Consider the following 2,838-nt stretch of genomic DNA (forward strand, 5'->3'; position numbering starts at 1 on the left):
GTCCCCGACCGACACCATCGCGGTGATCGTTCCGTGCCCGCAGGCGCGCACCGCGTGCACGTCGACCCGGTGCGCCCGGGCGCCGGCGCCTCGAACGCCTCCGCGTAGCGGCCACCACCCGAGTGCGCAACATGCGCCGGGTGCCCCCGACCCTGTTCGCCGGTCAGCGTCGCCCGTACGGTCAGCGCGTCCGCGCCGTCCCGCTCCACGGTGCCCCCGCCGTGCAATCGCACAAATCCGCGACCCGGCGACCGAGGGTGGTCGCGGCGCCCGCTCGGCATCGCGCCCCGAGGTCGATGCGGACCCGCCGGTCGACCCTTCCCGGCCCATCGACCACCGCCCTGCGGCCACCGCTCGCCGGTCCGAATCGGGCTCTGCGCGGCACCCGATGTGCGGCGAACACGAGTCGGCCGTCGCCGCGTACGGCCGGCCGACCCGCCGGACGCGCGTGCGGAGTTGGCGCAGGCGGAGTGTCGGGCGCGGCTGCGCGGGCATCGGTATCCGGAACCACCCGTGCTCGGCGGACGCGCCGAACTGCGCTGCGGGGTCGCCGAGTTCCTGGCGGCCGACCGGACGCTCGGTCGCCTGGAGGCGCTCGCCGCGAGCCCGTCGCCGCCCACCGAGACGGTCGGCGACACGGTCGTGTGGGGCCGGCGGCCACGCTGTTCGCGAATGCCGAGGCGGACGTCGACCCGGTGCCGTCGGGCGTCGACCCGGTGGTGTGGGCCCGGGAGTTGTCGCCGATGACCTCCACCGGGGCGTTGGCCCGCCGCGATCCGGCGGGCGTCGTGCCGACGGCCGAGTTGCTCGCGGCGGTGTTGCGATGGGAGGGTGATCCGGTCGGTGCGGCCGAGGCGCTCGGACTCGGTGCGGCGTTGCGCGGCATCGTCGACGCGGGCGGCCCGGACCCGCACCGGTCGGTGGACCGACTCGCCGCGGTGCCTGGCCCGGCAGGCTGCCGTGTGGCCCATGAGCGCGGCGCCACACTGCCCCGCGGGCAGACTCCGGACATCGTGCCGGCCCGACTCGAACCGGTTGGCGTGCGGAACCCGCCACGACAGGACGGGAGTTGGGGGCGGGCTTGGGGAGCGATGAAATGCCCGAATTTGCATCTGACGGCCCTGGATCCATTATTGGGTCGCAAATACAAGCTGATCAGTCGTATCGGCTTGCAGATGTATTTTGTGTCCGGGTCCGTCGGCATGGGCATGATCCGGAGCGGTGGCTGAACGGGTGATCACGCGATCGGAGGGAGCAGCGATGAGCGATCGCGGGATCCGGGAGGTCGGGCTGGACGGGGAGTTGACCAGGGTCGCCGGGACCGAGGTGCGGATCGTCGTCGACGCCATCGCGGCCTGGGGCATCGAGTGGGTCGACGGCCCGACGGTGGACCGGATGCGTGGACACGTCGCCGCCGTGCGCAGTGCCCGACGCCGCGTCGCGCCCCCCGAGCATCGGCTCGACTACCGACGCCGGCAGAGCCCGCGAGCGTGGGCCGCGCGGGCGATAGCCGTGCTGCGGGACGCGAACTCGGCCCGCGCGGTGGCCGCCGGCGCGGCGCTGCGCCGCAACCATCCGGCCGCCCAGGGATGGCGGGCGGGTGGCCTGACCCCCGAGGACCACGCGCTGCTCGATCTGGTCCAGCGGTTGTCCGAGGGCATCGCCGACCCCGAGCGCGCGGACCGACCGGAGGACGAACCGCTGATCCGCCGACTGCTCGACGAGGGCAACCACTCCAAGGAGGCGATGTGCCGCCTCCTCAACGACGCACCGGGTGGCCTGGGCATCGGCGGCCGTCAGGAGATCGGCTCCGAGACTCCGCGTGAGCGGGTGCGGCTGCGCCTGGTCTCGGGAGACTCCGGGCGCTGAGCCCCCGGGCAGCCGGACCCGCACCCCGCGGTGCCCGGGCCCGCCGGGATGCGACCGGGCGCCGCGCGGTCAGCCGAACGCCGCCTCGAAGCGGGTGCGGATGTCGCTCAGCCGCCGCACCGGCTCGTTGGCGAAGACCAGACGCAGATGTGTACTGCCCTGCGGGCCCCAGCCGTGCATCGGCGTGGCCGCGATCCGGCCGAGCCGGAACAGCCGTTCGGCGGCCGACTCCGGGGCCAGGCCCATCGCGGCGGTGTCGATCAACAGCGACCAGCCGCCGTGCGGCCGGATGCACGGGTAGTCGGCGAGGGCGTCCAGGATGGTCGCGCACCGATCCCGCCAGATCGCGGTCGCGGCGGCGACGTCGGCGTCCGCGTCGGGTGCGGACAGCGCGGCGGCGACGGCCGCCTGACCGATGCCCACCGGGCAGACCACGTTGCTCAGACCGACGAGTTTGACGTCGGCCATGATCTCGGCGGGGCCGGCCACCCAGCCCACCCGCCAACCGATCATCCGCAGTTCCTTGGAGGCCGCGCCGCAGGTGATGGTGCGGTGTGCCAGCCCCGGATGCGCCGCCGGATGGTCGGGGGCCGTGCCGTCGAACCGGATGCGTTCCATCGCCGCGTCGTAGATCACCCAACAGTCGTGCTCGGCCACCGCGCGGGCCAGCGCGTCCCAGTGCGTGTGATCCAGCAGCGCGCCGGTGGGCATCACCGGGGCCGTCACCAGCACGGCGGCGGTGTTCGGGCCGACCGCGGCGGCGAGTTCCTCCGGATCGGTGCTCCAGCCGGCCGGGCCCGCGGTGCAGCGTACGAACCGGGGCACGCCGCCGACGAGGCGGACCCGGTTGATCAGGCCCGCGTAGATCGGGTCGGCCAGCACCACCTCGCGCCCGGGTTCGAGCGAGGCGGGCAGCTGGTTGAGCTCGAGGTTGATTAACCCTGCTGCGTTGACCTCCTCCGAGAGCGG

At 74.1% G+C, this 2,838-nt stretch carries 3 protein-coding genes; 2 read left to right on the top strand and 1 reads right to left on the bottom strand.

Annotated features, from left to right (window positions below):
- Positions 1 to 644: 644 nt before the first annotated feature.
- Entirely contained in the window at positions 645 to 1,229 is a 585-nt protein-coding gene (locus tag ACFXMF_RS47360; protein WP_379992647.1) for a hypothetical protein, read from the top strand.
- A gap of 31 nt (positions 1,230 to 1,260) precedes the next feature.
- Positions 1,261 to 1,869: a hypothetical protein gene (locus ACFXMF_RS47365; protein WP_360324726.1), complete on the top strand. Its 609-nt coding sequence runs from the start codon at positions 1,261 to 1,263 to the stop codon at positions 1,867 to 1,869.
- A gap of 69 nt (positions 1,870 to 1,938) precedes the next feature.
- On the opposite strand, the gene ACFXMF_RS47370 is transcribed toward ACFXMF_RS47365, so the two are convergent.
- The coding region (locus tag ACFXMF_RS47370; protein ID WP_380021308.1) for a pyridoxal phosphate-dependent aminotransferase at positions 1,939 to 2,838 on the bottom strand (900 nt) is incomplete at its 5' end.

This window comes from Embleya sp. NPDC059213 (assembly GCF_042754445.1).
Lineage (GTDB): Bacteria > Actinomycetota > Actinomycetes > Streptomycetales > Streptomycetaceae > Embleya.